The organism is Streptomyces sp. NRRL F-6492 (assembly GCF_001280125.1).
GTDB lineage: Bacteria > Actinomycetota > Actinomycetes > Streptomycetales > Streptomycetaceae > Streptomyces.
The window spans coordinates 19,444-41,579 of record NZ_LGEG01000284.1; the positions used below are offsets into that span (position 1 = coordinate 19,444).

Below are 22,136 nucleotides of genomic sequence, written 5' to 3' on the forward strand. Positions count from 1 at the left end.
GGACCGGGGCCGTCGCGGCCCCGGTCGCCCGCCGTCAGTCCCCGGCGCCGTTCCGCACGGCGTCGAGGGCCGCCTCCAGCGCCTCCGGCTCGCGGCTGGACAGGTACACGTACGGCGTCGGGTCCGCCGGGTCCGTCACCACGATCCGCACCGCCCGCGGCACGTAGCTGCGCATCAGCATGAAGGCGCGCGGATCCGCCTTGTACGTGCGCCAGGCGCGCGCCTCCTCCGCGTCGAGCACCTCGACCGCCCCCAGGGCGGAGACCGGGATCCGCGCGTCGCCCGCCACCAGCGAACCGGCCACCACCCGGATCCGGGCGGAGCCGTACGAGGAGACCGCGGCGCCGGCGAGCACCGCCGCCACGATCAGGCCGCCCAGCATCGGGACCGTCCCGAACGGGAACATGATCAGACCGCCGGACAGGCCGAGCAGACCCGCGATCGCCCACCAGGAGCCGGGCGCCGTCAGCCGCTCGTCGAAGCGCGCCGCCGCCGGGGACGCGGAGGACTCGGGGGAAGGGGCCGGGGACGGTACGGAAGGCTGCATGCGTCCAAGCTTGGCACGGCGCGACCCGCGTCCGTCCGCGCGGGTAAGGTCTGCGCCTGTGACTGCAACATCTGCCGCCCTCACCCCGCCCGCCGACGCCATAGCGCCGGTGCGCCACCCCGACGCACCGGCCCCCGGCGAGCTGCTCGGCTCGCACTACGGGCACTGTTTCGGGTGCGGCGGCGGGCAGCCCCACGGCCTCCACCTGGAGGCGCGGGCGGGCGAGGGCGTGACCGTCACCGCCGAGTTCACGGTGACCTCCGACCACCAGGGCGCCCCCGGCCTCGCGCACGGCGGCGTCCTCGCCACCGCGCTCGACGAGACCCTCGGCTCCCTCAACTGGCTGCTGCGGGTCATCGCCGTGACCGGACGCCTGGAGACCGACTTCCTCCGGCCCGTGCCGGTCGGCACCGTCCTCCACCTGGAGGCCGCCGTCACCGCCGTGCACGGCCGCAAGCTCTACTCGACCGCCGTCGGCCGGATCGGCGGGCCCGAGGGCCCCGTCGCCGTCCGCGCCGACGCCCTCTTCATCGAGGTCAAGGTCGACCACTTCATCGACAACGGGCGCCCGGAGGAGATCCGGGCGGCCATGTCCGACCCCGACCAGGTCAGGCGCGCCCGCGCCTTCGAGGTGAACCCCTGATGCGCAACCCCGTCGACGTACTGATCCGGCGCGTGGACCCCGAGGTCCCCATCCCGGCCTACGGACACCCCGGCGACGCCGGCGCCGACCTCGTGACCACGGAGGCCGCCGTACTGGCCCCCGGCGAGCGCGCCGTCCTGCCCACCGGCGTCTCCCTGGCCCTGCCCGACGGGTACGCCGCCTTCGTGCATCCGCGCTCCGGCCTCGCGGCCCGCTGCGGAGTGGCGCTCGTGAATGCCCCGGGGACGGTGGATGCCGGGTACCGTGGAGAGATCAAGGTGATCGTGGTCAATCTCGACCCGCGCGAGAGCGTGCGGTTCGAGCGATTCGACCGGATTGCCCAACTCGTCGTCCAGCAGGTCGAGAAGGTCCGCTTCCACGAGGTGGCGGAACTTCCCGGTTCGGCGCGGGCCGAGGGGGGCTTCGGGTCCACCGGCGGTCACGCCGCCGTGGACGGCACAACGGGTGGGAATCGATACGCTTCGGCCGTATCCGACCGGGAAGGACAGTGACGTGTTCGGACGTCGCAAGAAGAGTGGTGCCGCCGAGGACGCGGCGGGCGAGGCCGAGCAGGTCGTCGACGCGGTGGAGGACGAGGACGCGGCCCAGCCGCGTCGGGTGAACCTTCCGCCCGCGCCCCGGCCCGACGGGCCCTGGGACATCTCCGAGGTCACCAAGCCCGACGAGGGCCGCGTGGACCTCGGCGGGGTCTTCGTGCCCGGCGTCGAGGGAATGGAGCTGCGGGTCGAGGTGGCGGGCGACGCGATCGTCGCGGCCACCGTCGTGCTGCGCGACAGCGCCGTACAGCTCCAGGCCTTCGCCGCCCCCAAGAACGAGGGCATCTGGGGCGAGGTCCGTGACGAGATCGCCACGGGCATCGTCGAGCAGGGCGGTGTCATCGACGAGGTCGAGGGGCCGCTGGGCTGGGAGCTGCGCGCGCAGGTCCCCGTGCAGCTGCCGGACGGCAACCGCGGCGTGCAGCTCGTGCGCTTCGTGGGCGTCGACGGGCCCCGCTGGTTCCTGCGCGGAGTGATCTCCGGCCAGGGCGCGGTCCAGCCCGAGGCGGCCGGGCTCCTGGAGCAGATCGTCCGCGACACCGTGGTCGTCCGCGGTGACGGCCCGATGGCCCCGCGCGACCCGATCGTCCTCAAGCTGCCCAACGACGCGCAGATGGTGCCGGACGGCGTGCAGCAGGAGGAGCAGGAGAACTCCCGCTTCTCCGGCGGCATGGGCCAGCTCCAGCGCGGTCCCGAGATCTCCGAGATCCGCTGACCGACGGGCTCCGGAAGCCCGTGCACGAGGCCGGTGGGCCGTTTCCCGTACCTCTCGTACGGGAAACGGCCCACCGGCCTTTCCCGTCTTCTCCCTCGGCGGTCCTCGCAGCGGCCCTCCCGGTTTTCCACGGGCGGGGGCGCCCCGGCGTTCTCCACAGGCGGGAGCCCCGGCCCTGGTCCCCGGGACCCGCGGCGGACCATACTGGCGAGCGCACACGTTCGAAGAGGGGGAGCACAGGGTGAGCGAGAGCAGCACGGGGTCCGCCACGGCCGTCGTCGAGGACCCGGCGGGCGGACCCATGGTCCGCGTCGAGGACCTGCGCCGCTCGTACGGCACGGGCGGGGCCGCGGTCCACGCCCTGCGCGGCGTCTCCTTCGACATCCCGCGCGGCGAGCTCGTCGCCCTCAAGGGCCGCTCCGGCTCCGGCAAGACGACGCTGCTCAACCTCGTGGGCGGCCTCGACACCGCCGACGGCGGCCGGATCGTCATCGACGGCACCGACCTCTCCACGCTCGGCGAGAACGGGCTCCTGGAGCTGCGCCGCGACCGGATCGGCTTCATCTTCCAGTCCTTCGGCCTCCTCCCCATCCTCTCCGCCGCGGAGAACGTGGGCGTGCCCCTGCGCCTGCGCAGGGCGGACCCGAAGGAGCGCGAGGAGCGGGTGGCCCTGCTGCTCGGCCTGGTGGGCCTCGCCGACCACGCGGCCCAGCGGCCCGGCGAGCTCTCCGGCGGCCAGCAGCAGCGCGTCGCCATCGCCCGCGCCCTCGCCAACAAGCCGGCCCTGCTCATAGCCGACGAGCCGACCGGCCAGCTGGACGCGGAGACCGGGCTCGCCGTCATGCAGCTGCTGCGCGCCGTGGTCCGCGGCGAGGGCTGCACGGCCCTGGTCGCCACCCACGACCCCCAGCTCCTGGGCCTGGCGGACCGGGTCCTGGAGCTGCGCGACGGCGAGATCCTGGAGGCCTGAGGAAGCCCGGACCGGGCCGGCATCAGGATCACGTCAATACCGCCCGCGACCGTTCCGCGCGTGCGGGACACCCGATCGGCTGGACGTATGGTCGATCCATGGGACGCGGCAAGCTACGCATCTACCTCGGCGCTGCGCCGGGCGTCGGCAAGACCCACGCGATGCTCTCCGAGGGCCACCGCCGGGTGGAGCGCGGCACGGACTGCGTGGTGGCCTTCGTGGAGCACCACGGCCGGCCGCGCACGGAGACGGTGCTGCACGGCCTGGAGCAGGTCCCGCGCCGCACCCTGGAGCACCGGGGGGCCGTCCTCACCGAGATGGACGTCGACGCGGTCCTGGCCCGCCGCCCCGCGGTCGCCCTCGTCGACGAGCTCGCCCACACGAACGCGCCCGGCTCCCGCAACCCCAAACGGTGGCAGGACGTCGCCGAACTGCTCGCGGCCGGCATCGACGTCGTCTCGACCGTCAACATCCAGCACCTGGAGTCGCTCGGGGACGTCGTCGGGGCGTGCGGCAGCGGGAGACCGTCCCCGACGAGGTCGTGCGCCGGGCGGACCAGATCGAACTGGTCGACATGAGCCCGGAGGCGCTGCGGCGCCGGATGGCCCACGGCAACGTCTACACCTCCGACAAGGTCGACGCGGCCCTCTCCAACTACTTCCGTCCCGGCAACCTCACCGCCCTGCGGGAACTGGCGCTGCTCTGGACCGCCGACCGGGTCGACGAGTACCTCCGCAAGTACCGGGGCGAGCACAACATCCGCTCCACCTGGCAGGCCCGGGAGCGCATCGTCGTCGGCCTGACCGGCGGACCCGAGGGCCGCACCCTCATACGCCGGGCCACCCGGCTCGCCGAGAAGGGCGCGGGGGGCGAGGTCCTCGCCGTCTACATCGCCCGCAGCGACGGGCTCACCGCGGCCTCCCCGAAGGAGCTGGCCGTCCAGCGCACCCTGGTCGAGGACCTCGGCGGCACGTTCCACCACGTCATCGGCGACGACGTCCCCACCGCGCTCCTGGAGTTCGCCCGCGGCGTCAACGCCACCCAGATCGTCCTCGGCTCCAGCCGCCGCAGGACCTGGCAGTACATCCTCGGCCCCGGCGTCGGCCAGACCGTCGCCCGCGACTCCGGACCCGACCTGGACGTCCACATCGTCACCCACGGCGAGGTCGCCAAGGGGCGCGGCCTGCCGGTCGCGCGCGGCGCCCGCCTCGGCCGCTCCCGGATCCTCGCCGCCTGGACGATCGGCGTCGCGGGACCCGCCGGCCTCGCCCTGCTCCTCACCCACGTCGACGCCGACCTCGGGCTCGCCAACGACATGCTGCTCTTCCTCGCCCTGACGGTGGCCGCCGCGCTGCTCGGCGGGTTCCTGCCGGCGCTCGCCTCGGCCGCCGCCGGCTCGCTCCTCCTCAACTGGTTCTTCACCCCGCCCGTCCACCGGCTCACCATCGCCGACCCCAAGAACATCGTCGCCCTCGTCGTCTTCCTCGGCGTCGCGATGTCGGTCGCCTCGGTGGTCGACCTGGCCGCCCGCCGCACCCACCAGGCCGCCCGGCTGCGCGCCGAGTCCGAGGTGCTCTCGTACCTCGCGGGCAGCGTGCTGCGCGGCGAGACCAGCCTGGACGCCCTCCTCGAACGGGTCCGCGAGACCTTCTCCATGGAGTCGGTCGCCCTCCTGGAGCGCGAGGACGAGGTCGAGCCGTGGACGCCCGTCGCGAGCGTCGGCCCCCACCCGGCGACCCGGCCGGAGGAGGCGGACGCCGACATGCCGGTGGGGGACCGCCTGGCGCTCGCCCTGTCCGGCCGGGTGCTGCCCGCCGAGGACCGGCGGGTGCTCGGCGCCTTCGCCGCCCAGGCCGCCGTCGTCCTCGACCGGCAGCGGCTCGTCGGCGAGGCGGAGGAGGCCCGGAAGCTGGCCGAGGGCAACAAGATCCGCACCTCCCTGCTCGCCGCCGTCAGCCACGACCTGCGGACCCCGCTCGCGAGCATCAAGGCCTCCGTCTCCTCCCTCCGCTCCGACGACGTCGAATGGTCCGAGCAGGACCGCGCCGAGCTCCTGGAGGGCATCGAGGCCGGGGCCGACCGCCTCGACCACCTCGTCGGCAACCTCCTCGACATGTCCCGCCTGCGCACCGGCACCGTCACCCCCCTCATGCGGGTCGTCGACCTCGACGAGGTCGTCCCCATGGCCCTCGGGGGAGTGCCGGACGGCAGCGCCGAGCTCGACATCCCCGAGACGCTGCCCATGGTCGAGGTCGACAAGGGCCTCCTGGAGCGGGCCGTCGCCAACATCGTGGAGAACGCCGTGAAGTACAGCCCCGGGGGCGTGCCCGTCGCCGTCGCCGCCAGCGCCCTGGGGGACCGGGTCGAACTGCGGGTCGTGGACCGCGGCCCCGGCGTCCCCGACGAGGCCAAGGACGGCATCTTCGAGCCCTTCCAGCGCTTCGGCGACGCCCCGCGCGGCGCCGGAGTCGGCCTCGGACTCGCGGTGGCCCGCGGCTTCGTCGAGGCGATGGGCGGGACCCTCGGCGCCGAGGACACCCCGGGCGGCGGCCTCACCATGGTGCTCACCCTGCCGGCCGCGCGGTGCGGGCCCCCGGCGCCGACCGCCGACCTGTCCGCCCACGCGGTGACCTGAGCCGCGGGCCCGACCCCTTTCCGTAGTCCCCCGCCCCCTCCCCGTAGTTCCCCGCCCCCTCCCCGTAGTCCCCTCCGCCCGCACGGCGGCCGAAAAGGAAGGCATTGCCCCATGACCCGGGTCCTCGTGGTCGACGACGAGCCGCAGATCGTCCGCGCCCTGGTGATCAACCTCAAGGCGCGGAAGTACGAGGTCGACTCCGCGCCCGACGGCGCCACCGCCCTCCGGCTCGCCGCCGACCGCCACCCCGACGTCGTCGTCCTCGACCTCGGCCTGCCCGACATGGACGGCGTCGAGGTCATCAAGGGCCTGCGCGGCTGGACGCGGGTGCCGATCCTGGTCCTCTCGGCCCGGCAGACCTCCGACGAGAAGGTCGAGGCCCTCGACGCCGGCGCCGACGACTACGTCACCAAGCCCTTCGGCATGGACGAGCTGCTCGCCCGGCTGCGCGCCGCCGTGCGCCGCAACGAGCCGGTCGGCGTCCCCGAGGGCGGGGCCGCCCTCGTCGAGGCGGAGGCCTTCACCGTCGACCTGGCCGCGAAGAAGGTCCACCGCGACGGCCGGGACGTCCGGCTCACCCCCACCGAGTGGCACCTCCTCGAAGTCCTCGTCCGCAACGCCGGCCGCCTGGTCGGCCAGAAGCAGCTCCTCCAGGAGGTCTGGGGACCCTCGTACGGCACGGAGACCAACTACCTCCGGGTGTACATGGCGCAGCTTCGCCGCAAGCTGGAGCGCGACCCGTCCCACCCGCGCCACTTCGTCACCGAACCGGGCATGGGGTACCGCTTCGAACGCTGAACGGAGGGAGTGATCCGGGCCCGCCTCCCGTGACGGCGGCGGCCGGTACGCTTTCTGTATGAGTGCTGCACCGCATACAGAGAAGCCGGCCGGCAGATTCCGCCGGATGCTCGACCGGCTCTCCTCCTCTCCCGAGGACCTGGAGTCGGAGGAGCTCCAGGAGGACGCCGAGGCGTCGGGGTGCACGCGTATCTCCGACTGCTCCGACCGCCAGATAGTCAAGGTGACTGGTACCTTGCGCACGGTCACGCTGCGCCCCCGGGCGGGGGTGCCCGCGCTCGAGGCCGAGATCTTCGACGGCACGGCACCGCTCGACGTCGTCTGGCTCGGCCGCCGCTCCATCGTGGGCATCGAGCCGGGCCGCAAGCTGATCGCCTCCGGCCGGATCTCCATGAGCCACGGTCGGCGGGTCCTCTTCAACCCCAAATACGAGCTCCGACCGCTCGGACAGGAGTAGCCGGTGACGTCCCTCGACAAGCCGACCAGCACGGACCAGGACGCCCAGGACGCCCGCGCCTCGAGGGAGGTCACCGAGGCCGCGCTGTTCGAGGCGTTCGGCGGCCTGCGGGGCATGGTCGAGACGGTCCTGCCCGGCCTGCTGTTCGTCACGATCTTCACGATCAACAAGGACCTGAAGACCTCGGCGATCGCCGCGCTCGGGGTCTCGCTGGCCCTCGTCGCCGTCCGGCTGATCCGCCGCGACACCGTCAAGCACGCCTTCAGCGGCGTCTTCGGCGTCGCCTTCGGCGTGGTCTTCGCGATGATGACCGGCAACGCCAAGGACTTCTACCTGCCGGGCATGCTGTACACGCTCGGCCTCGCCCTGGCGTACATCGTCACCGCCATCGCCGGAGTGCCCCTGATCGGCCTGATCCTCGGCCCGGTCTTCAAGGAGAACCTCTCCTGGCGCACCCGCAACCCGGGCCGCAAGAAGGCGTACACGAAGGCGAGCTGGGCCTGGGGCCTGATCCTGCTCGGCAAGTGCGCGGTCCTCTTCCCGCTGTACTGGTGGGCCGACCCGACCCGGTTCGGCTGGGTCTCGGTCGCCCTGAAGATCCCGCCGTTCCTGCTCGCGGTCTACCTCACCTGGGTGTTCCTCGCGAAGGCCCCGCCGCCGATCGACGTCTTCGCCGAGATGGAGGCCGAGGAGCGCGCCGAGAAGGCCCGCAAGGAGGCGGCGGCCACCGAGGGACGACCGGAGGCCTGAGACCCGCCCGTACGGGAGGGGCCCGGACGACCCGCCTGCACGGGCAGGACCCGGGCCGGAGGGGCTCCGGAAGCTCGCCGCCCGACTGGGACCCGCCCGTACGACGGAGGGCGCCGGTCGACCCGCCCGTACGACGGAGGGCCCGGACCTGATCATCAGGTCCGGGCCCTCCGTCGTACGAAGGCCTGCCGTCAGGGCGTCTCGCGGCGCACCTGGAGCAGGTCCTCCAGCTGTTCCTCGCGGGCCTGCGCGGCCACGAACAGCAGCTCGTCACCGGCCTCCAGGGTCTCCTCGGGGCTCGGCGTGAGCACCCGCGAACCACGGATGATCGTCACCAGCGAGGTGTCCTGCGGCCAGTCCACGTCCCCGACCGAGGTGCCGGCGACGGCCGACTCCGGCGGGAGCGTCAGCTCGACCAGGTTCGCGTCGCCGTGGCTGAAGCGCAGCAGCCGGACCAGGTCGCCGACGCTCACCGCCTCCTCCACCAGGGCCGACATCAGACGCGGCGTCGAGACGGCCACGTCCACGCCCCAGGCCTCGTTGAACAGCCACTCGTTCTTCGGGTTGTTCACCCGGGCGACCACCCGCGGCACGCCGTACTCCGTCTTGGCGAGCAGCGAGACGACCAGGTTCACCTTGTCGTCGCCGGTCGCCGCGATCACCACGTTGCAGCGCTGGAGCGCCGCCTCGTCGAGCGAGGTGATCTCACAGGCGTCGGCGAGCAGCCACTCCGCCTGCGGCACCCGCTCCACCGAGATGGCGGTCGGCGCCTTGTCGACGAGCAGCACCTCGTGCCCGTTCTCCAGGAGCTCGCCCGCGATGGAACGGCCCACCGCACCCGCGCCCGCAATGGCGACACGCATCAGTGACCACCCTCCTCGGGACCCTCGGCGAAGGCCTCCTCGACCTTCGCGATCTCGTCCGTACGCATCATCACGTGCACCAGGTCGCCCTCCTGGAGCACCGTCTGCGACGAGGGGATGACGGCCTCGCCGAGCCGGGTCAGGAACGCGACGCGCACCCCCGTCTCGTCCTGGAGCCGGCTGATCTTGTGGCCGATCCAGGCCGGCGAGGTGTGCACCTCGGCGAGCTGCACCCCGCCGCTCGGATCCGTCCACAGCGGCTCGGCGCCCGAGGGCAGCAGCCGCCGCAGCATCTGGTCGGCGGTCCAGCGGACCGTCGCGACCGTCGGGATGCCCAGACGCTGGTAGACCTCGGCACGGCGCGGGTCGTAGATCCGCGCCGCCACGTTCTCGATGCCGAACATCTCGCGCGCGACCCGCGCCGCGATGATGTTCGAGTTGTCGCCGCTGCTCACCGCGGCGAAGGCCCCGGCGTCCTCGATCCCGGCCTCGCGCAGCGTGTCCTGGTCGAACCCCACGCCCGTGACGCGACGACCGCCGAAACCCGACCCCAGACGACGGAAGGCCGTCGGGTCCTGGTCCACGACCGCGACCGTGTGCCCCTGCTGTTCGAGGGTCTGCGCGAGAGCGGCTCCCACTCGCCCGCAGCCCATGATGACGATGTGCACGTCCCCTTACCCCGCACTCCTGATCGCCTTGCTGACCTGCGAAAACAACCTGCTCACAACTTTCCTCGCCCGATCCGCCCGGGCCGCGGCGGGCGACGCCCTGCCGGGTCGCCCGCTCCGAGCTTAAGCGGCAACCCCGAAGGGGACCGCATCCGAGGTGGTCGGCGGAAAGATTCCGTATGGATCCGTGAGGACAAGGGGGTCGTGGTGAACTTGGCTCTTTTCGAACGCTTACGATCCTCTCCGTGTCCAAACTGACCGACGTGCCCAAACGGATCCTGATCGGGCGGGCCCTACGCAGCGACAAGCTCGGCGAGACCCTCCTCTCGAAGCGGATCGCCCTCCCCGTCTTCGCCTCCGACCCGCTCTCCTCGGTGGCGTACGCGCCGGGTGAGGTCCTCCTCGTCCTCTCCGTAGCCGGTCTGTCGGCCTACCACTTCAGCCCCTGGATCGCGCTCGCGGTCGTCGTCCTGATGTTCACGGTCGTCGCCTCCTACCGGCAGAACGTGCACGCCTACCCGAGCGGCGGCGGCGACTACGAGGTCGCCAACACCAACCTCGGGCCGAAGGCCGGACTCACCGTGGCGAGCGCCCTGCTCGTCGACTACGTCCTGACCGTCGCCGTCTCGATCTCCTCGGGCATCGAGAACCTCGGCTCGGCCGTCCCCTTCGTCGTCGAGCACAAGGTCGCCTCCGCGGTCGCCGTCATCCTGCTGCTGACCCTGATGAACCTGCGCGGAGTGAAGGAGTCAGGCACGCTCTTCGCCGTCCCGACGTACGTCTTCGTCGCCGGCGTCTTCCTGATGATCGCCTGGGGCGCGTACCGGGGCATCGTCCTCGGCGACACGATGAAGGCACCCACCGCCGACTTCGAGATCAAGCCCGAGCACCAGGGCCTGGCCGGCTTCGCCCTCGTCTTCCTGCTGCTGCGCGCCTTCTCCTCCGGCTGCGCCGCCCTCACCGGCGTCGAGGCGATCTCCAACGGCGTCCCCGCCTTCCGCAAGCCGAAGTCGAAGAACGCCGCCACCACGCTCGCCCTCATGGGCGGCCTGGCCGTCACCATGTTCTGCGGCATCATCTTCCTGGCCATGGCCACCGACGTCCGGATGGCCGAGAACCCCGCCCGGGACCTGATCGTCAACGGCGCCCCCGTCGGCGCGGACTACGTCCAGCACCCGGTCATCTCGCAGGTCGCGGCCGCCGTCTTCGGCGACGGGACGTTCCTCTTCGTCGTCCTCGCCGCCGCCACCGCGCTCGTCCTCTTCCTGGCCGCGAACACCGCGTACAACGGCTTCCCGCTCCTCGGCTCGATCCTCGCCCAGGACCGCTACCTGCCGCGCCAGCTGCACACCCGCGGCGACCGCCTCACCTTCTCCAACGGCATCGTGCTCCTCGCCGGCGCCGCCGCCCTCCTCGTCTGGGCCTACGGAGCCGACTCGACGAAGCTGATCCAGCTGTACATCGTCGGTGTCTTCGTCTCCTTCACCCTCAGCCAGACCGGCATGGTCCGGCACTGGAACCGGCACCTGAGGACCGAGCGGGACCCCGCCAAGCGCCGCCACATGATCCGCTCCCGCGCGATCAACACCTTCGGCGCCTTCTTCACCGGCCTCGTCCTCGTCGTCGTCCTCGCCACCAAGTTCACCCACGGCGCCTGGGTCGCCCTGCTCGGCATGGTGATCTTCTACGGAACGATGACCGCGATCCGCAAGCACTACGACTCGGTGGCCGCGGAGATCGCGGCCGCCGAGGAGCGGCCCGACGAGTACGTGCGCCCCTCCCGGGTCCGCTCCATCGTCCTCGTCTCCAAGCTCCACAAGCCCACCCTCCGCGCCCTGGCCTACGCCAAGCTCATGCACGCGAGCGAGCTGGAGGCGCTGACCGTCAACGTCGACCCGGCCGAGACGAGGGCGCTCAAGGCGGAGTGGGAGCGGCGCGGGATCAACGTCCCGCTCAAGATCCTCGACTCGCCGTACCGCGAGATCACCCGCCCGGTGATCGAGTACGTGAAGAGCCTGCGCCGCGAGAGCCCGCGCGACGCCGTCTCCGTCTACATCCCCGAGTACGTCGTCGGCCACTGGTACGAGCACCTGCTGCACAACCAGAGCGCCCTGCGCCTCAAGGGCCGCCTCCTCTTCACCCCGGGCGTCATGGTGACCTCCGTGCCGTACCAGCTCCGCTCCTCCGAGGTCGCGAAGAAGCGGGCCAGGAAGCGCCAGGAGTGGAACGCGCCGGGCGCGGTCCGCCGCGGACCGGTCGAGAAGGGCCACAAGGAACCGGCCGGAAAGAACAACTGAGAAAGACCGATTAGACTGGTGGGCTGCCGTCCGAACGGCAGCCCACACCCCTTCCCCTTGGAGCTCCCCGCCATGCAGAACACCCCTGTCTCGTCGCTGGTCGGGGAGGAGTACGAGGTCGAGGTCGGCCCGGTCGCCCACGGAGGCCACTGCATCGCCCGTACGGAGGCCGGCCGGGTCCTGTTCGTCCGCCACGCCCTGCCGGGGGAGCGGATCGTCGCCCGCGTCACCGAGGGCGAGGAGACCTCCCGCTTCCTGCGCGCCGACGCGGTCGAGATCCTCGACCCGTCCAAGGACCGGGTCGAGGCCCCCTGCCCCTTCGCCGGCCCCGGCAAGTGCGGCGGCTGCGACTGGCAGCACGCCAAGCCCGGCGCCCAGCGCCGCCTCAAGGGCGAGGTCGTCGCGGAGCAGCTCCAGCGGCTCGCCGGGCTCACCCCGGAGGAGGCCGGCTGGGACGGCACGGTCATGCCGGCCGAGGGCGACAAGCTCCCCGCCGGCGAGGTCCCGCAGTGGCGCACCCGCGTCCAGTACGCGATCGACCCCGAGGGCCGCGCGGGCCTGCGCAAGCACCGCTCGCACGACGTCGAGGTCATCGACCACTGCATGATCGCCGCGCAGGGCGTCTCGGAGCTCGGCGTCGAGAAGCGCACCTGGGAGGGCATGGCCTCGGTCGAGGCGATCGCCGCCTCGGGCTCGAACGACCGCCAGGTCATCCTGACTCCGCGCCCCGGCGCCCGCCTCCCCCTCGTCGAGCTCGACAAGCCGGTCTCGGTCATGCGCGTCGACGAGAAGGACGGCGGGGTCCACCGCGTCCACGGCCGCGCCTTCGTCCGCGAGCGCGCCGACGAGCGCACCCACCGCGTGGGCAGCGGCGGCTTCTGGCAGATCCACCCGAAGGCCGCCGACACCCTGATGAAGGCCGTCATGCAGGGCCTCCTCCCGCGCAAGGGCGACACCGCCCTCGACCTCTACTGCGGCGTCGGCCTCTTCGCGGGCGCCCTCGCCGACCGCGTCGGCGACCAGGGCGCGGTCCTCGGCATCGAGTCCGGCAAGCGCGCGGTGGAGGACGCCCGCCACAACCTGGCCGGCTTCCCGCGCGTCCGCATCGAACAGGGCAAGGTCGAATCGGTCCTCCCGCGCACCGGCATCACCGACGTCGACCTCATCGTCCTGGACCCCCCGCGCGCCGGCGCCGGCAAGCAGACCGTCCACCACCTCACCGGCCTCGGCGCCCGCCGCATCGCCTACGTCGCCTGCGACCCGGCGGCCCTGGCCCGAGACCTGGGCTACTTCCGGGAGCGGGGGTACCGGGTGCGGACGTTGAGGGCGTTCGATCTGTTTCCGATGACGCACCACGTGGAGTGCGTGGCGATTCTGGAGCCGGTCAAGTAAGGCGTCCGGGCTGTGGTTTCGCGGGTGCTCGGTCTCTTTCTCTCGTACGTGCCCGTGTGGCGCGGCATCCTCGTCCGCTGGTGGCTGCTGCCGCCCGCGGTGTTCCTGCTGTTCGGTATCGCGCGGCTGGTCCACGTCGAGTACGCCTGTCCGGTTTCCTGAGGCGTATCGCGTACGGCTTCCTGGTGGGTGCGGGGTCCTTCTTCGTGGCGGGAAAGCCGCCAGGGCCCGGCGGCGTGGTGCCGGCGGGCCCTGGGGAGGGGGAGGGGAGGGGGTATCAGTCCGCCACGGCGATGCGGGTCTGGTGGTGCTTGGGGGTCTCCGCCTCGTCGATCAGGGCGACGGCCAGGTCGGCGTAGGAGAGGTGGCTGGTGCCGTCCTCCTTGGTGAGGAGCTGGTCGCCGCCGACGCGGTAGGTGCCGGTGCGCGGGGTCTGGTCGAGGACCATCGGCGGGGTGACGACCAGCCAGTCGAGGTCGGTGGTGGCCGAGCGGAAGACCTCCAGGCCGGCGGCGTGGCCCTTGCAGAACTCCAGGAACGCCTCCGGGAAGTCCGGGGTGTCCATGACGCGCTGGCCCGGCGCGACCTCCAGGGTGGAGACCAGGCCGACGATCAGGGCGCGCTTCACGCCGGCCTCGGGGAGGCTCTCCAGGAGGGCGTGGGCGGCGCCGACGAAGAACGGCTCGGGGGCCGCCGTCTGGTCGTAGACCGCGTGGATCGCCACGTCGTGGCCGGCGGCCACCGAGGTGACGCTGCGGACGTTGGTGATGTCGCCCGCCACGACCTGGACCCGTTCCGCGGCGAGATCGTCGTACTTGGCCGGGTCACGGACCACGGCGGTGACCTCGTGACCGCGGGACACGGCCTCCTTCACGATCTCACGGCCCGCCTTGCCGCCCGCGCCGAACACCACGATCTTGCTCATGGGGAATACCTTCCTTCGCCGTAAGGGCACGGGGAATCGGCCCCGGGGCCCGGAAAACGACGTTAGTCAGGGCCGGTTGTCCGGAGCAACGGGTGGGGACCCCAGACATTCCTAGGGGGGTGCCGGCGCGTCACGCGCCGTCCTCGGAAGGTCCGTCCGGGAAATCGATGTCGTCGGTGTGCGGAACCAGGCCGTGCTCACGGATGAGATATCCGGCCTGCAGCCGGGTCCGGGCCCCGATCTCCTGCATGAGTTCGGAGATCCTGCGCTGGCAGGTGCGGGGGGAGATGCCGAGCTGACGGGCGATCGACTTGTCGTCGTGACCGCTCGCCAACATGCGGAGCAGCGTCTGGTTCAGCGAATCCGATATCGAACGGATCTCATCGCGGTCGAACCGGGGATTGAACGGCTCGGCGGTCACCCACGCCCATTCGAAGGCCTGCGCGATGAAGTGCGTGATATCGGGATTCTGTACGAGAGCGGCGCCCTGCGGGTTGTCCGGCAGCGAAATGACCGCCGTGCGGGAGTCGTAGATGATCGCACGCATGAAACCGCTGCCCGTGGTGCGGACTTCGGCTCCTTTGTGGGAGATGCGGTCCACGTACGCGCGGGTGGGCTGGTCGAAGCGGGCCGTGTGCTGGTAGAGGGTCCGCATCCGCACGCCGCGCTCAAGGACGTAGCTGTCGCGCCGCGCCGCCTCCTCCAGGATGCCGGCGTCCCGCGCCCCGCCGGGCTGGGAGGTGATGACCTCGTGCTGGCATTCCTCCGCCAGGCGGCTCAGGATGCCGCGCACCGCGTTCAGGTCGTCGATGCGCTCGATCGACGCGTCGCGCTGCGCCTCGGGCGTGTTGCTCCGGAACAGCGGCATGAGGCTGTGCATCTGCTGCCGGATCTGCTCCAACGCGTACTGCCGGGCCCGCAGCTCCTCGTCGTAGGGGGCGAGGAGCTGGAGCGAGGCGGACATGGGGTTCACCGCGACGTACTCGTCCCTCGACCCCTGCGCCGGCAGCAGCAGGCGCAGGTGCGTCAGGTCCCTCACCGTTTCCTCCACCTGTTCGGGGGGAATGTCCAGATCCCGGGCGCAGGTGGGGACGTCGATGCACACGCGGTGGACGGCGTACGTGTAGACCCGATGGGCGACAGCGCCGGCCTGCGGGATACCAGAGGTGTCTGGTATGTCGCTGTACGTCACGGATTGCATCCCCCTCAACTTTCGGTCAGTCAGCAACTGGATCCTACGGTCTCGCGAAGGGGACCGATTTTTTTGTGATGATTGAGCGGAGGCGGTTCCCGCTGGTCAAGCGGGTCGCCCACGTAGCATCGTGTTCATCTGTCAGTTACATGGGGGGTATCTGATGAGTCATTTCAGTCATGCCGTGCGCGCCGCTTCCACCTTTCTCCTGGTGTGCGCCGCACTCGTAGGAATCTCCTTCTCGCACCAGATCCACGACGACATCCGCGCAGTCTCCGTACCGGTGGCCACCGGTGACGACAAAGACGATCAGGGCTGGGGATGATCCCCTGTCCGGCACGTGGACGTGACGGTGACTTCTTAGGCCGGGAACGCCCGGTATCGCGACACTGGGGGGAGGCCTGATGGCCTCTATGCAATCCACATTCGGGTGGAAAGTACTTCGCGACATACTGGCCGACGCGACTGCGGAATACGGCAGGACCGCACTGGTGACAGGGCCCGTCGCGGCCGGAAAGACCACACTGCTCGACGAGTTCGCCGCATACGCCGCCACACGGGACGTCCGGGTACTCCGGGCGGACTGCTCACCGTTCGGTGACACCGGACCGCTCGCCGTCGGCCGACAACTGCTCGGCGAGCGCACCCCGGACACCGATCGGGGCATCACGGCGACGGTCGCGGAAATCCTGCGCATGGCGCGGGACGCGACCGTACTCGTCCGCGTCGACGACCTCCGCTACGCGGACCCCGCGTCCGCACGGCTGATCACCCGGCTGTCGTCCGACATCGCCGACCGCCGGGTGCTCGTCGTCGCCGCCGACCGCACCAACTCGCCCTACGGATCCCACTGGCTGGCCGACGAACTCGCCGGCCGGTCCACCTTCCGCAAGATCTCCCTCACCTCGCTCACCGCCGAGCAGGTGCGGGACCTCGCCGCGGACTTCGGCGTCCGGCTCACCCCGGACGCCGCCTCCCGCACGCTCCGGCTCTCCAACGGCAACCTGCTCATCACCACGGCCCTGCTGCGCGACTTCGCCGGCGGCAGGACCGTCGTGGGCGCCGCCTACGCACAAGCGGTCCTGGAGTGCCTGCACCGGCTCGACCCCGAAGTGCGCGAGATCGCCGAGGCGATCGCCGTGGCCGGCGACAGCCGTTCACCCCGGCTGATCGCCGAACTCGCCGCCACCGAGACCACCGCCGTGGAGGAAGCCACGCGCGACCTCGTCGCCGCCGGCCTCCTCGCCGACGGCGGATTCCGCCACCCCGTCGCACGGGCGGCGGTCCTCGGCTACATCCCGCGCAAACGACGGGCCCACCTCGGCCGGCAGACCGCCGTCGCCCTCAACGCCGACGGCGTGTCGGCCGAGGACGCGGCCCAGTGGCTGGAGTCCTTCGAGAACGGGTTCGTCTCCGCACACCTGCCCGAGCGCCACTCGGGCGAGGAGTTCAGGGTCTCCGGCCACCGGCCGGAGACCCTGTGGGAGGCCCGCGACATCGTCGGCACCATCGACCGGGGCATCCACGACCTCACCTCGCGCGAGAACCGGCGCGTCACCGACCTGGAGGCCGGCAAGCTCCTGGTCGCCGCCGAATTCCCCGGCCTCCTCCGGCAGGCCGTCGGCAACCGCGCCCCCCGCACGAGGATCGACACCACCTCCGTACCCGACGCCCGCTACGCCGCGGCCTGGTCGCTCGCCGGCACCCTGACCGGCCGCACCGACCCGCGGCAGACCACCGGCCTCGCCGAGCAGGCCCTCGAACGCAGCATCTTCACCGACGAGACGGCTCCCGCCGTCCTCGCCGCGCTGTGGGCACAGATCCACAGCGGCGCACCCGAACAGGCCCGCGCCTGGTGCGACCGCTTCCTCACCGACGCACAGGGCGACGACATCACACCGTGGCGGGCCCAGCTCACCGCCTTGCGAGCCGAGAGCGCCCTCGCCCTCGGCGACCCCACGGCGGCCGTCACCGACGCCGGCCAAGCCCTGAGACAACTGCCCGCCCGCCGCTGGGGCGTACGCATCGGCGGCCCGCTCGCCACCCTCGTACTCGCCCACACCCTCCTCGGCACACCGGACGAAACGGCCGTCCTGCTGCGCCGCCGCGTACCCGCGTCCATGTACGAGACCCGCTACGGACTCGGCTACCTCTACGCCCGCGGCCACCACCACCTGGCCCAGGGCGACCACCTGCCGGCCCTGGCCGACTTCCTCCGCTGCGGACGCGTCCTCGCCGACTGGGACCTCGACCGCGGCTGGCGGATGCCCTGGCAGCTGTCGGCCGCCGCGACGTACATGGCCATGGGCGACTACAGCCAGTCCGTGGAGTACATCGTCCAGTCGCTGGACCGGCCCTGGCAGGCCACCTTCGACGACGGGCCCGGCGAAACCCGCTTCGACCTGCGCGAAGCCATCTTCGAACACCTGCGGGAAGCCACCGGCACCCCGACGCTGCCCACGGTCGTCGCCGGACTGCGCAGCGGCGACCTGATCCAGAACCGCGACCACGCCGACGTGCCGCGGTACAAGATCTACGACCGCAACGCCGTCTGCCTCCAGCAGCTCAGCCCCTCCGAGCGGCGCGTCGCCGTCCTCGCCGCGCAGGGCATCTCCAACCAGAAGATCGCCCGCGAACTGTCGGTGACCGTCAGCACCGTCGAACAGCACCTCACCCGCACCTACCGCAAGCTCCAGCTCGCCGACCGCCAGGAGCTCCGCTCCCGGCTCGGCTGATCCACGACGCCGCCGGGCACACCGCCCGGCGGCACAGGAAACAACAGCAGAGGCACACGATGGATTTCGGACTCAAGGACAAAGTCGTCGTCGTCACCGGCGCCAGCGGGGGCATCGGCCGGGCGACCGCCACGGCCTTCGCCGCGGAGGGCGCCCGGGTCGTCGCCACGTACCACAGCAACCCCGCCGGGGCGAAGGAGACGGTACGCCGGGCCGAACTCGGCGACGGCACCGGCGAGGTCGTCGCCGAACGGCTCGACCAGGGGGACCCCGCCTCCATCACCCGCCTGCTGAACGCCGTGGGGGAGCGCTGGGGCGCCGTCGACGTCCTCGTCAACAACGCCGTCGCGCTGCCCGACTTCCCCCGCCCCGGCGAACTCTTCGAGACCGAGCCGCCGGAGCGCTTCGCCGCGTCCCTCCAGGCCAACCTCCTCGGCCCCTACCTCCTCAGCCGCGCCGTCGTCGGCCCCATGCGCGCCTCCGGCTGGGGCCGCATCGTGCACGTCTCCTCCACCTTCGCGGAGGACGGCTACCCCGGCCGCGCCGCCTACGCCAGCGCCAAGGCGGGCCTCCACGGACTGACCCGCGTGATGTCCCGCGAACTCGGCCGCGCCGGCATCCTCACCAACGTCGTCCTGCCCGGCTTCACCCCCGGCGACAAGCAGATGTCACCGGCCCTGCTCAACTACACCGCCGACGCCGCGGCCACCAAGCGGAACACCGACCCCGAGGACGTCGCCCGCACCATCGTCTTCCTCTGCTCCCGGGCCAACACCAACATCACCGGAGAGCTGGTCCGCGTCGACGGCCACTTCCTCACCCCGGCGCCCTGAGCGGCCCCCTCACACCGGATCGGAGACACCCATGACCGAGACCGCCGCCGCGCCCGGGACCCCGGCCGCGCCGCCCGAGTCCGCACTGCCCGAACTCCCCATGACCCGCACCTGCCCGTACCACCCGCCCAAGGAGTACGAGGACCTCCGCGCCCGCGGATCCGTGACCCGGGTCCGCCAGTTCGACGGCCGCCCGGTCTGGGCGGTCACCGGCCACGCCGAGACCCGCGAACTCATGTCCCACCCGGCCATGTCGGTCAACCGCTTCCACCCCAACTTCCCCATGCCGATCCCGGCGCTCACCCAGCTCCAGACCCCCCGCTCGGCCGCCATCGGCGCCCTCATCCGCACCGACCCGCCCGAGCACACCAAGCAGCGCCGCGACATCCTGCCCAGCTTCACCCTCAAGAAGATCGCCGGCATCAAGCCCGAGATCGAGAAGACCGCCGCCCGGCTCGCCGACGACATGGTCGCCGCCGGCGACTCCGCCGACCTGCTCGACGTCTACGTCAAGCCGCTCGTCGCCATGGTCCTCTCCCAGCTCCTCGGCATCCCCTACGAGGACCGCGACCGCTTCGAGGACCTCACCTACCGCCGCTTCGACCCCGAGCAGGTCGTCGACGCCATGGCCGACCTCACCGACTACCTCGACCGGCTCCTCGTCGCCAAGGAGACCGAGCCCGGCGAGGGCCTCCTCGACGACCTCGTGACCCAGGTCAAGGCCGGCACCCTCGACCGCGAGGAACTGGTCCGCTACGCCCTCGTCCTGGTCATCGCCGGCCAGGAGACCACCGCCAACACCATCGCCCTCGGCGTCCTCACCCTCCTCGAACACCCCGAGCAACTCGCCGAACTCCGGGCCGACAGCGGCCTCTGGCGCAACGCCGTCGAGGAACTCCTCCGCTTCCTCTCCCTCACCGGCGGCCTCTCCCGCGTCTCCACCGCCGACATCGAGATCGGTGGCGTCACCATCCGCGAGGGCGACGGGATCATCTTCCTCAACCCCGCCGCCAACCGCGACGAGGCGCAGTTCGAGCGCCCCAACGAGCTCGACGTCCACCGCAACGTCCGCAACCACCTCAGCTTCGGCTTCGGCATCCACCAGTGCATCGGCCAGAACCTGGCCCGCGTCGAACTCGACGTCGCCCTGCGCACCCTCTTCGACCGCGTCCCGGACCTGCGGCTCGACCGGCCCGTGGACGAGATCGAAGTCAAGCAGGGACTGGTGTTCGGCCTCGCCGAACTGCCGGTCGCCTGGTGACGGGGAGGCCGGCCGTGCCGCTCCGCATCACCGCGGACACCTCCGTCTGCATCGGCGCCGGACAGTGCGTCATGACCGCACCCGACCTCTTCGACCAGGACGACATCGGCACCGTCGTCGTCCTGCGCGACCGGGCCGTCCCCGCCGAGGCCGAGTCGGTCCACGAGGCCGCCTACCTGTGCCCCTCCCGGGCCATCACCTACACCGAGACGAGCGAGAAGTGACGACGAACACCGCGACCGGCAGCGCGAGCGGCAGCGCGAGCGATGAAGCCGGAGCCAAGCGGGACTCCCGCTGGTGGGGCCTGGTGGTCATCTCCCTCGCCCAGCTGATGGTGTGGCTCGACGCCACCATCGTCGCCGTGGCCCTGCCCTCCGCGCAGGAGGCCGTCGGCCTCACCGACGTGTCCCGCCAGTGGACCGTCACCGCCTACGCCCTCACCTTCGGCGGCCTGCTGCTGCTCGGCGGACGCATCGGCGACATCATCGGCGTCAAGCGCTCCCTGATGATCGGTGTCGTCGGCTTCGCCCTCGCCTCCGCGCTCGGCGGCATCGCGACCACCCCCGCGATGCTCATCGGATCCCGCGCGGCCCAGGGCGTCTTCGCCGCCCTCATCGCGCCCTCGACGCTCTCCCTGATCAGCAGCACCTTCACCGACGCCGCCGAACGCGCCAAGGCGTTCGGCATCTTCACCGCCATCTCGATGTCCGGCGGCGCCACCGGCCTCATCCTCGGCGGCGCCCTCACCGACTACCTCGACTGGCGCTGGTGCTTCTACATCAACATCCTCTTCGCCGCCGCGATCGTCGTCGGCGGCTACCTCGCGCTGCCCACCCCGAAGCGCAACCCCGAGACCAGGCTCGACGTCCCCGGCGCGGTCCTCGCCACCGGCGGAATGCTCGCCCTCATCTACGGCCTGGGCGAAGGCGGTACGAAGGGCTGGAGCTCGCCCGTCATCGTCGGCTCGCTGATCGCGGCGGTGGCCCTGCTCGGCGCGTTCGTCGTCGTCCAGGCCAAGTCCGCGCGCCCCCTGCTGCCGCTGCGGGTCATCACCAACCGCAACAGCGGGGGCGCTTTCCTCGCCATGGCGATTTCCGCGTTCTGTATGCTCGGCATGTTCCTCGGCATGACGTACCAGCTCCAGACCGTCATGGAGTACTCGCCCCTGAAGGCCGGTCTGGCCTTCCTCGCGTACATCGTCACCGCCGCCGTCTACTCCACGAAGGTCGCCAGCAAGCTGCTGCTGCGCCTGCGGCCCAACGTGATGATCGTGGCCGGACTGGTGATCTCGGCGCTCGGACTCCTCGTGCTGACCCGCCTCACCCCCGAGAGCGACTACCTGACCGGTGTGTTCCCCGCGCTGTTCCTCTTCGGGATCGGCGTCGGCAACCTGGCCGTGCCGGTCTTCCAGACGGCCATGTCCGCGACCGAGGCCCGCGACGCCGGAATCGTCTCCGCGGTCGTCAACACCTCGCAGCAGGTGGGCGGTTCGATCGGAACGGCCCTGCTCAACACCATCTCGACGAGCGCCGCGGCCACCTACCTCGGCTCCCGCGCCGTCACTGCCACGACGACGCAGGAGGCCTCGGTGCACGGCCTGGCCGTGGCCTGCGGGTTCGCCGCGGGCGTGGCCCTGGTCGGAGCGGTCCTCGCCGGCACGCTGATCAACGTGCGGCCGCAGCGGCCTGCGGCGCCCGCCGCCGCGAAGACGGACCAGGAGTAGCGGGCCGATGCGCACGTCGCAGAAGGCCGAGACGTCCGGGGAGACGGGGGAGTTCGCGGATCCCGCGAAGGAAGTGCGCCGGCTCGATCGGGTGATCATCCGTTTCGCGGGTGATTCGGGTGACGGGATGCAGTTGACGGGTGACCGGTTCACCTCGGAGACGGCGTCGTTCGGC

Annotated in this window: 21 protein-coding genes and 1 pseudogene; 17 read left to right on the forward strand and 5 right to left on the reverse strand. The window is 71.7% G+C overall.

Going from position 1 to position 22,136, the window contains the following annotated elements; translation table 11 throughout:
- Nucleotides 1-34: 34 nt before the first annotated feature.
- Complete coding sequence (locus ADL08_RS34390; protein WP_053650142.1) at nucleotides 35-547, reverse strand: DUF3093 domain-containing protein; 513 nt, start codon at nucleotides 545-547, stop codon at nucleotides 35-37.
- Nucleotides 548-605: 58 nt separating this feature from the next.
- Between ADL08_RS34390 and ADL08_RS34395 the strand changes: the two genes are divergently transcribed.
- From ADL08_RS34395 to ADL08_RS34430, 8 genes and pseudogenes are all read left to right on the forward strand, one after another.
- On the forward strand, nucleotides 606-1,190 hold the full coding sequence (locus ADL08_RS34395) for a PaaI family thioesterase (protein ID WP_053650144.1): 585 nt from the start codon (nucleotides 606-608) through the stop codon (nucleotides 1,188-1,190).
- Nucleotides 1,190-1,702: a dUTP diphosphatase gene (gene dut, locus ADL08_RS34400; RefSeq protein ID WP_053650146.1), complete on the forward strand. Its 513-nt coding sequence runs from the start codon at nucleotides 1,190-1,192 to the stop codon at nucleotides 1,700-1,702. Before ADL08_RS34395 ends, dut begins: the two co-directional genes overlap by 1 nt.
- A 1-nt stretch (nucleotide 1,703) precedes the next feature.
- Nucleotides 1,704-2,462 (forward strand): DUF3710 domain-containing protein, encoded by a 759-nt coding sequence (locus ADL08_RS34405; RefSeq protein ID WP_053650148.1) that lies wholly within the window; start codon nucleotides 1,704-1,706, stop codon nucleotides 2,460-2,462.
- A gap of 241 nt (nucleotides 2,463-2,703) precedes the next feature.
- Nucleotides 2,704-3,432 (forward strand): ABC transporter ATP-binding protein, encoded by a 729-nt coding sequence (locus ADL08_RS34410; protein WP_053650150.1) that lies wholly within the window; start codon nucleotides 2,704-2,706, stop codon nucleotides 3,430-3,432.
- Nucleotides 3,433-3,530: 98 nt separating this feature from the next.
- A pseudogene (locus ADL08_RS34415) lies at nucleotides 3,531-6,067 on the forward strand (DUF4118 domain-containing protein).
- Between the two features lie 111 nt (nucleotides 6,068-6,178).
- Complete coding sequence (locus ADL08_RS34420; protein WP_053650152.1) at nucleotides 6,179-6,865, forward strand: response regulator; 687 nt, start codon at nucleotides 6,179-6,181, stop codon at nucleotides 6,863-6,865.
- A 58-nt stretch (nucleotides 6,866-6,923) separates the two neighbouring features.
- A complete protein-coding gene (locus ADL08_RS34425; RefSeq protein WP_078968194.1) occupies nucleotides 6,924-7,322 on the forward strand; it encodes an OB-fold nucleic acid binding domain-containing protein in 399 nt (132 codons plus the stop codon).
- A 3-nt stretch (nucleotides 7,323-7,325) separates the two neighbouring features.
- Nucleotides 7,326-8,072: a DUF3159 domain-containing protein gene (locus ADL08_RS34430; protein WP_053650157.1), complete on the forward strand. Its 747-nt coding sequence runs from the start codon at nucleotides 7,326-7,328 to the stop codon at nucleotides 8,070-8,072.
- 191 nt (nucleotides 8,073-8,263) lie between these two features.
- Here ADL08_RS34430 and ADL08_RS34435 read toward each other — a convergent pair whose 3' ends face one another.
- Together ADL08_RS34435 and ADL08_RS34440 are read right to left on the reverse strand one after the other, a co-directional pair.
- Nucleotides 8,264-8,935 (reverse strand): potassium channel family protein, encoded by a 672-nt coding sequence (locus ADL08_RS34435; RefSeq protein WP_030211251.1) that lies wholly within the window; start codon nucleotides 8,933-8,935, stop codon nucleotides 8,264-8,266.
- Nucleotides 8,935-9,603, reverse strand: a complete 669-nt coding sequence (locus ADL08_RS34440) for a potassium channel family protein (protein ID WP_030211255.1) — start codon at nucleotides 9,601-9,603, stop codon at nucleotides 8,935-8,937. The genes ADL08_RS34435 and ADL08_RS34440 overlap by 1 nt, the downstream gene beginning before the upstream one ends.
- 245 nt (nucleotides 9,604-9,848) lie before the next feature.
- On the opposite strand from ADL08_RS34440, the gene ADL08_RS34445 reads away from it, so the two are divergent.
- The 3 genes from ADL08_RS34445 to ADL08_RS37455 all read left to right on the forward strand — a co-directional run bounded on the left by ADL08_RS34445 (nucleotide 9,849) and on the right by ADL08_RS37455 (nucleotide 13,454).
- The gene (locus ADL08_RS34445; RefSeq protein ID WP_053650159.1) at nucleotides 9,849-11,900 is read left to right on the forward strand and encodes an APC family permease; all 2,052 of its coding nucleotides are present in this window, start codon (nucleotides 9,849-9,851) and stop codon (nucleotides 11,898-11,900) included.
- Nucleotides 11,901-11,972: 72 nt separating this feature from the next.
- A complete protein-coding gene (locus ADL08_RS34450) occupies nucleotides 11,973-13,292 on the forward strand; it encodes a class I SAM-dependent RNA methyltransferase (protein WP_053650161.1) in 1,320 nt (439 codons plus the stop codon).
- 24 nt (nucleotides 13,293-13,316) lie between these two features.
- Entirely contained in the window at nucleotides 13,317-13,454 is a 138-nt protein-coding gene (locus ADL08_RS37455) for a hypothetical protein (RefSeq protein WP_159043074.1), read from the forward strand.
- 115 nt (nucleotides 13,455-13,569) lie between these two features.
- On the opposite strand, the gene ADL08_RS34455 is transcribed toward ADL08_RS37455, so the two are convergent.
- Together ADL08_RS34455 and ADL08_RS34460 are read right to left on the reverse strand one after the other, a co-directional pair.
- Entirely contained in the window at nucleotides 13,570-14,217 is a 648-nt protein-coding gene (locus tag ADL08_RS34455; RefSeq protein ID WP_199837156.1) for an NAD(P)-dependent oxidoreductase, read from the reverse strand.
- 130 nt (nucleotides 14,218-14,347) lie between these two features.
- Nucleotides 14,348-15,409, reverse strand: coding sequence for a helix-turn-helix transcriptional regulator (locus tag ADL08_RS34460; RefSeq protein ID WP_159043075.1), 1,062 nt, complete (start codon nucleotides 15,407-15,409; stop codon nucleotides 14,348-14,350).
- Between the two features lie 163 nt (nucleotides 15,410-15,572).
- Here ADL08_RS34460 and ADL08_RS37460 point away from each other — a divergent pair, with 163 nt between their 5' ends.
- The 6 genes from ADL08_RS37460 (at nucleotide 15,573) to ADL08_RS34485 (ending at nucleotide 21,961) form a co-directional block, all read left to right on the forward strand.
- A complete protein-coding gene (locus ADL08_RS37460; RefSeq protein ID WP_159043076.1) occupies nucleotides 15,573-15,734 on the forward strand; it encodes a hypothetical protein in 162 nt (53 codons plus the stop codon).
- Nucleotides 15,735-15,822: 88 nt separating this feature from the next.
- On the forward strand, nucleotides 15,823-18,144 hold the full coding sequence (locus tag ADL08_RS34465) for a LuxR C-terminal-related transcriptional regulator (RefSeq protein ID WP_324610437.1): 2,322 nt from the start codon (nucleotides 15,823-15,825) through the stop codon (nucleotides 18,142-18,144).
- 59 nt (nucleotides 18,145-18,203) lie between these two features.
- On the forward strand, nucleotides 18,204-18,977 hold the full coding sequence (locus ADL08_RS34470; protein ID WP_053650166.1) for an SDR family NAD(P)-dependent oxidoreductase: 774 nt from the start codon (nucleotides 18,204-18,206) through the stop codon (nucleotides 18,975-18,977).
- A 31-nt stretch (nucleotides 18,978-19,008) separates the two neighbouring features.
- Nucleotides 19,009-20,238: a cytochrome P450 gene (locus ADL08_RS34475; RefSeq protein WP_053650168.1), complete on the forward strand. Its 1,230-nt coding sequence runs from the start codon at nucleotides 19,009-19,011 to the stop codon at nucleotides 20,236-20,238.
- 14 nt (nucleotides 20,239-20,252) lie between these two features.
- Entirely contained in the window at nucleotides 20,253-20,462 is a 210-nt protein-coding gene (locus tag ADL08_RS34480) for a ferredoxin (RefSeq protein ID WP_053650170.1), read from the forward strand.
- Nucleotides 20,459-21,961, forward strand: a complete 1,503-nt coding sequence (locus ADL08_RS34485) for an MFS transporter (protein WP_053650172.1) — start codon at nucleotides 20,459-20,461, stop codon at nucleotides 21,959-21,961. Before ADL08_RS34480 ends, ADL08_RS34485 begins: the two co-directional genes overlap by 4 nt.
- The last annotated feature ends 175 nt before the right edge of the window (nucleotides 21,962-22,136 follow it).